Origin of the sequence: Streptomyces flaveolus, assembly GCF_000716535.1 — a bacterium.
Taxonomy (GTDB): Bacteria; Actinomycetota; Actinomycetes; order Streptomycetales; family Streptomycetaceae; genus Streptomyces; species Streptomyces flaveolus_A.
This window is the reverse complement of the sequence record NZ_JNWV01000094.1, coordinates 1-4,978: the sequence shown is the minus strand read 5'-3', so window position 1 is coordinate 4,978 and position 4,978 is coordinate 1. Positions and strand designations below refer to the sequence as shown.

General features: G+C 70.9%; 4 protein-coding genes. 3 read left to right on the top strand and 1 reads right to left on the bottom strand.

Going from position 1 to position 4,978, the window contains the following annotated elements:
• Positions 1-1,101: 1,101 nt before the first annotated feature.
• Positions 1,102-1,731: a DUF6461 domain-containing protein gene (locus OO52_RS45135; RefSeq protein ID WP_030659197.1), complete on the bottom strand. Its 630-nt coding sequence runs from the start codon at positions 1,729-1,731 to the stop codon at positions 1,102-1,104.
• A gap of 502 nt (positions 1,732-2,233) precedes the next feature.
• On the opposite strand from OO52_RS45135, the gene OO52_RS51320 reads away from it, so the two are divergent.
• The 3 genes from OO52_RS51320 (at position 2,234) to OO52_RS45120 (ending at position 3,358) form a co-directional block, all read left to right on the top strand.
• Positions 2,234-2,536: a hypothetical protein gene (locus OO52_RS51320; RefSeq protein ID WP_158712685.1), complete on the top strand. Its 303-nt coding sequence runs from the start codon at positions 2,234-2,236 to the stop codon at positions 2,534-2,536.
• A gap of 156 nt (positions 2,537-2,692) precedes the next feature.
• Positions 2,693-2,890 carry a hypothetical protein gene (locus tag OO52_RS45125; RefSeq protein WP_030659193.1) on the top strand — a complete coding sequence of 66 codons (198 nt, stop codon included), beginning with the start codon at positions 2,693-2,695 and terminating at the stop codon, positions 2,888-2,890.
• A gap of 93 nt (positions 2,891-2,983) precedes the next feature.
• The gene (locus OO52_RS45120; protein WP_030659191.1) at positions 2,984-3,358 is read left to right on the top strand and encodes a hypothetical protein; all 375 of its coding nucleotides are present in this window, start codon (positions 2,984-2,986) and stop codon (positions 3,356-3,358) included.
• Positions 3,359-4,978 lie beyond the last annotated feature (1,620 nt).

The following is a 4,978-nucleotide window of genomic DNA, read 5'->3' as shown; positions in this document are numbered from 1 at the left end:
GGGAGTACGGCGGCGGGCGCGGACGTCGGGGCGGCCGGGCTGGGCAACGGGCGGCCTCCGGGCACGGCACCGCAGGGCCGCGGGGCGCAGCGGCGCGGGACCCGCGCGTGCCCCGGCCGGCGGCAAGCGGCCCAGCGTGCGGCGAGACGGCCCCGCGCGCGACCGGGAGGCCGGTACGGGCACGACGCGGCCTGGGGGATCCGGTTCGATGCGCGGAGGGCCAGACGGCGGACGGCGCAGGCGGCGGGCCGCCGGACCTGCCGAGGGCGACCGGTAAGAAGCGGGACGACGACGCGGCGCGGGCGCGGCGGCGGCTCGGGCGGCCGGACGGGCGGCGGACGGGACGGCGGACACAGGCCCAACTCAGCAAGACGGGGCGCAACCTCGCCGGGCGGCCGGGGAGCAGCGGAGGCGCGGAGGGTACGACGGCCGACGTGGACGGGAGGCAGCGCGGCGCGGGCGCAGGACAGAGGACGGCCAGCGGCGCGCCGGTTGGGCGCTGACGGGAGGCTGCAGACGCGGGTGGGGCGGGCGGGGCGCGGCCGCAGGACCGGGGACGGCAGACGGCCCGGCCTCCGGGACAGCGGGCAGGCGGCGGGCGGCGGGTGGCATGCGGGACGGACGCGCGGCGGTCAGGCGCCGCTCGGCCGGAACGGCCGGGCACGACCGGGCCGCCAAGACGCCACGCAGCTCGGCGCAAGCCCCCGGACAGCCAGGGACCGGCGCGGCGCGGTGGGCGGGCGCGGGGGGCGAGGCGGCGCGCGGCGTGAGGCCCGCAGAGCGTGGCTGCCAGTTGGGCGGACGGCGGGAGCGGGTCGGCAGCCGCGCCGTAGGACGGACGGCGGCTCGGCGGGGGCCGGGCGACGATGCGGGGGCGACCGCGGGCAGTGGGCCGGCGGACGGACGAGCCGGGCGGCGCGAGGCCCCCGGAGCCTTTATGACTCGCGGCAGGGCCGATAAGGGCACCCTCGAACAGCGGGCGGAGCTGGACCGGCTCCAGATGCGCTGGTAGCCAAGGCGGGAGCGGCAGTGGGTACAGGGTGGCTGACCCGAAGCACGGCGCCGAGGCGCTCGCTGGGACGTCCGGACCGGACCGGGGTATCAGGCGTTGCTGCCCAGCGAGTCAAGGGCGGGGTTGCCGCTCACCACGGCGAGGGGGAGCCGGTCGTGCTCGAGCAGATCGCGGGGCAGGGTGAGCCCGAAATGCCTCTCGATCACGCCCAGGGACATCGCGATCCGGTGCTGGTGCCGCTCGGCACTCAAGCGTAGGTAATCCCCGGTCGGCAGGATGATGCCCGCCGTCGCGAGCTCATCCTGCAGCAGGTCCGGCTGGGTCCCCCACCGTCGCCGCTCCTCACCGAGACCGAACGAGCACAGCAGTTCACCGTCCGCTGCGTAGGAGAAGAGCGGAGGCGGGTGAAATGCCTGAGGGTCAAGATTCACCGTCTCCACGCCGTCGCACGAGACGGCCGTGAGGATGTCGTGCCGGGCGCCGCCGGCTTCCCCGTACTCGGCGGCGAACGCCCATCCCCCCGCCTGCCCGACCCGGGCGACGCCGACGTCGGGATCACTGAGGAGAGCGACTGCTTCCTGCGCCGTGGCCGTCGCACGCGCTGCGCCGGGACTGGCCCCCAGGCGTACGGCCAACTCGTCCGGTGTGATGCCACGGGCGAAGGTGACGCTGTAATACCACTCGGACTTCGCCAGCCAGCGCACGCCTTGGATCGCCATGCCCACATCCTGCCGTACGGTCGCGAGCGGTCCCTTGGGCGGCGTAGGCCCTCCAGCGGGTGCCGAGCGCCGGGGTGTCAGTCGTGCTGCCACCAGGTTCACCGCGAGGCCGGTCAGGAAGCTCCCGATGCGGCGGATGGCTCCGCTCAGGAGCGCTACGGCGACGAGACGCCGCCAGGAGGCAGGGACGGGCGCCGCGTCGTCCATGTGCGGCGGAGCCGGCGCGATAGCGGTCGAGGCGGGACGGCTGAGCTGAGGAGCGCTGCGGCCAGTGGCTGGCCGGGGCCCGGCACCCGGCAGGCCCGGTCGCTCTCCTCCCGTGCGGTGCCCGCCCGCGCGGGCACAGGAAACGGGTGGCGCCGCCGGAACCGGCTGCCGCGCCGGAGGGTTGCGGGCCTCCACAGACTGGCCGACTCGCCATCAGCTTACGGGGCCATGATCACTCGCCCCCAAGCAGCTCCAGCCCGCAGCCTCTCCGCCGACCGCTGGATACTGTGCAAGCATGAATTCTGGCGACCTGGCCTCAGCTCGTGGCCACTGTGATCCGCTCCTGAGCACACTGGCAGAGGCCATGGCGCATCTCGTGGCAGCAGTGGACACCAGTACCGATGAGGAAGCCTCACCGGACGCGGCGTCCAGATGGTTGGAGTATCCGGCGTACCTCTTCGACCGCCTCGGCGCGGAAGACCGGCACCGACTCGCAGACCTGTTCCGCGAAGCGGCCCTGAAAGAGCCGGAAGGGCCATGGCGCGATGCTCTGCTGGCTGTGCCAGATGGGTTCGGCCTTGATGAGGACGAGGGCTGAGCCGCAGCTGCCGTACAGCACGGAAGTACAAGCAACCACCGTAACCAGCACCGACCACCACCGGCCCTGGATGACCGTCTGACGTGCCCGGCAGACCCCAGCGACCACCCTGCCCGTAGTTCGAGACGAAGCGGTCGTCCCGTTAGGGTGCGCTACATGACCGACGCTCCGACCTGTCCCAAGTGCGGCGATCTCATGCAGTTCGGCGGCTTCGTCCTAGTCAAGCGGGAGGACGATGGCCGACGGGCCTGCCGGGTGCTGTGGCGGTGTACCGGTCGGCATGTCTGGTGGCGCTGGGGCGACCGGCCGGAGGAGCCGTTGGAGGCCTGCCCGATGCCCGAGCTGTTCCGCTGACATCCGACGCTGGCGCCGCCATCGCCGTACTCGCCGCCGCGGCCGCCGCGGCCGTCCCTGGTCAGCGAAGCCACGATCGGAGAGTCTGAGAGCATGCTGCTGCCGCTATCCCATGGGAAGACCGAGCTCATCGAGGTCGTCCGCATCACCGACCCCGTAAGGCACCTCAGTTCGGACGACCTGGCCGGCGACGCTGTCGCGATCTGGGAGGGAGAAGCCCAGCAAGCCCTGTCCCTGATCGCCGACCTACCAGGAAGTGAGCCGTACCGCTGCTTCCTCCCAGGCTGGGGAATCCGGGCGCACAGCTCAACCGATCAGCTCTTCGAGATCGCCTTCTGCTTCCGCTGTCACGGCGCCCGTATCTGGGGGCCGGGGCTTCCTGTCGAACAACAAGACCAGACCTTTGACGCAGAGAGCCCTGCCGCACTTGAACTGCTCCACCGATTCCGCTCCTGCCTGCCGGACTGAGGTCTCAGCCGCTTGGGGACGAAGAGGCCGCCGTGCCACAGCGGTGCCAGATGCAGAGGTCAGCAGCGGTCAACAAGGGTGGCTGGTGAGTGCATCCGTGTCCGCTCACTCAGCCAGCGAAGCCGCAGGCCGCCTGCCCTACCCCCCGCCCTCTCTCCTAGGCCGTGTCTGACAAATGATCACAGGGGCGCCGCGTCGTCGAATGAATAGAGGCCATTCGCCCAGGCCAACGTTCTGCGCTGGCTCGATGGGGAACGATCGACGTGTCCGTCGCCTCGTGGTCAACGAGGCCGTCTGGTGTTGGGCTGTCCGGCGGCGGGTGAGACCGGACTACACTGACTGCCAACTGACGCTCTCCCTCTTCCCGCAGGTGTCAGCACAGGGCGCTCAACGTCGATTGACCTTGGTCTTCGCTCCGGGCGCAAACAGAATCGCTTCGAACTCGTACTTTGAGGCGGGCACGATCGTGCGCCTCCCCGACCCCACCTGGCTCAACCTAGCCCCGGGATCCGTGTCCTCTGACACGGAAGCTGGACCGTTTGCCACCCAGGTTGGACCGGCGTCCCGGACTCATTCGTCGAGGGCCCCCGCACAGTTGGCATCTGTCGCTAGTCCGGTGGACGGCGCCGCAGATTTCGGGCACGCGGCACCAAACCATCTGTCTCGGCAGAGAAGCCAAACCAGCATCTCCGCTTACCCGGGGGCAGAGCGCCGTCGGGCGCCCCGATGCAACGGCGGCGCCGCATAAGCGGTGGCGCCGTTCGCGGATCACCGAAGCGTTCGAGGCCCTGGCGTTGCGCACGCCGGCCCGTCGTGCTCCGGGTTGTCGGCCTCGGTCCGATTTCGATGGCGCACGGTCCACTCTCCGTGTCGAAGAACGATCCGTGCGACATGGGCGCGCCCGGGGACGCGGTTCGGCAGTGGCCGCTTACGCCGCGCAGACCGACGAGATGCCAGGCCCGGCCGTACCGCTCGGAGATCGTGTGCGGCATGCCGCGGCGCCGCAGCCCGGACCGGTTCCGCTCCCACTCGGACGTACCTCCTCGTGACACTGCCGCGACCGCCGGCTCATGGTGTGCCCGGGCCAGGGCGGTCCGTCGGCGGGACGGTCAGCCCCCTACCATCCCGTATCGGGCGGCAAGCCCCGCTTGCCAGGCGGCCGTTGGGAGGCCAGCATGGCGGCCTGTGCCGGCAGGCGCCGAAGGGTGGGGGATGACTGCGACTGGAGTTGACGACGGCTCGACGGCACGGCGGCGAGCAAGCAGGAAGGCAGTCCGCCCATCTCAGTGGATGGCGGCTTCGCTGGTGGTCCTCGCCGCGGGCGCGGCCGTCGTCCTGTTCTTCATGGCAGAGGTGTGCGACCAGCTGGCTTCGTTCACGTGAAGTAGCAGCGTTTGATCAGCAGTTTGGGCAGCAGTTGGCGATCTTGAGTGCTGGAGATGCTCACGAGAAATGACGTCGCCGTGGTGGGGTGCCACCGGAGTGCGGCAGAAGCGGTCCGTCTCTTGATCACTGGTCGTTAGAGGCCGTTCTCTTTCCGAATGCCGTGTGCGGATTCCGCTGGTCAGGCATGAGATTGCAGCTGTGGCGGGAGTCTCGACTCGTTGCTGATCGAGTCGG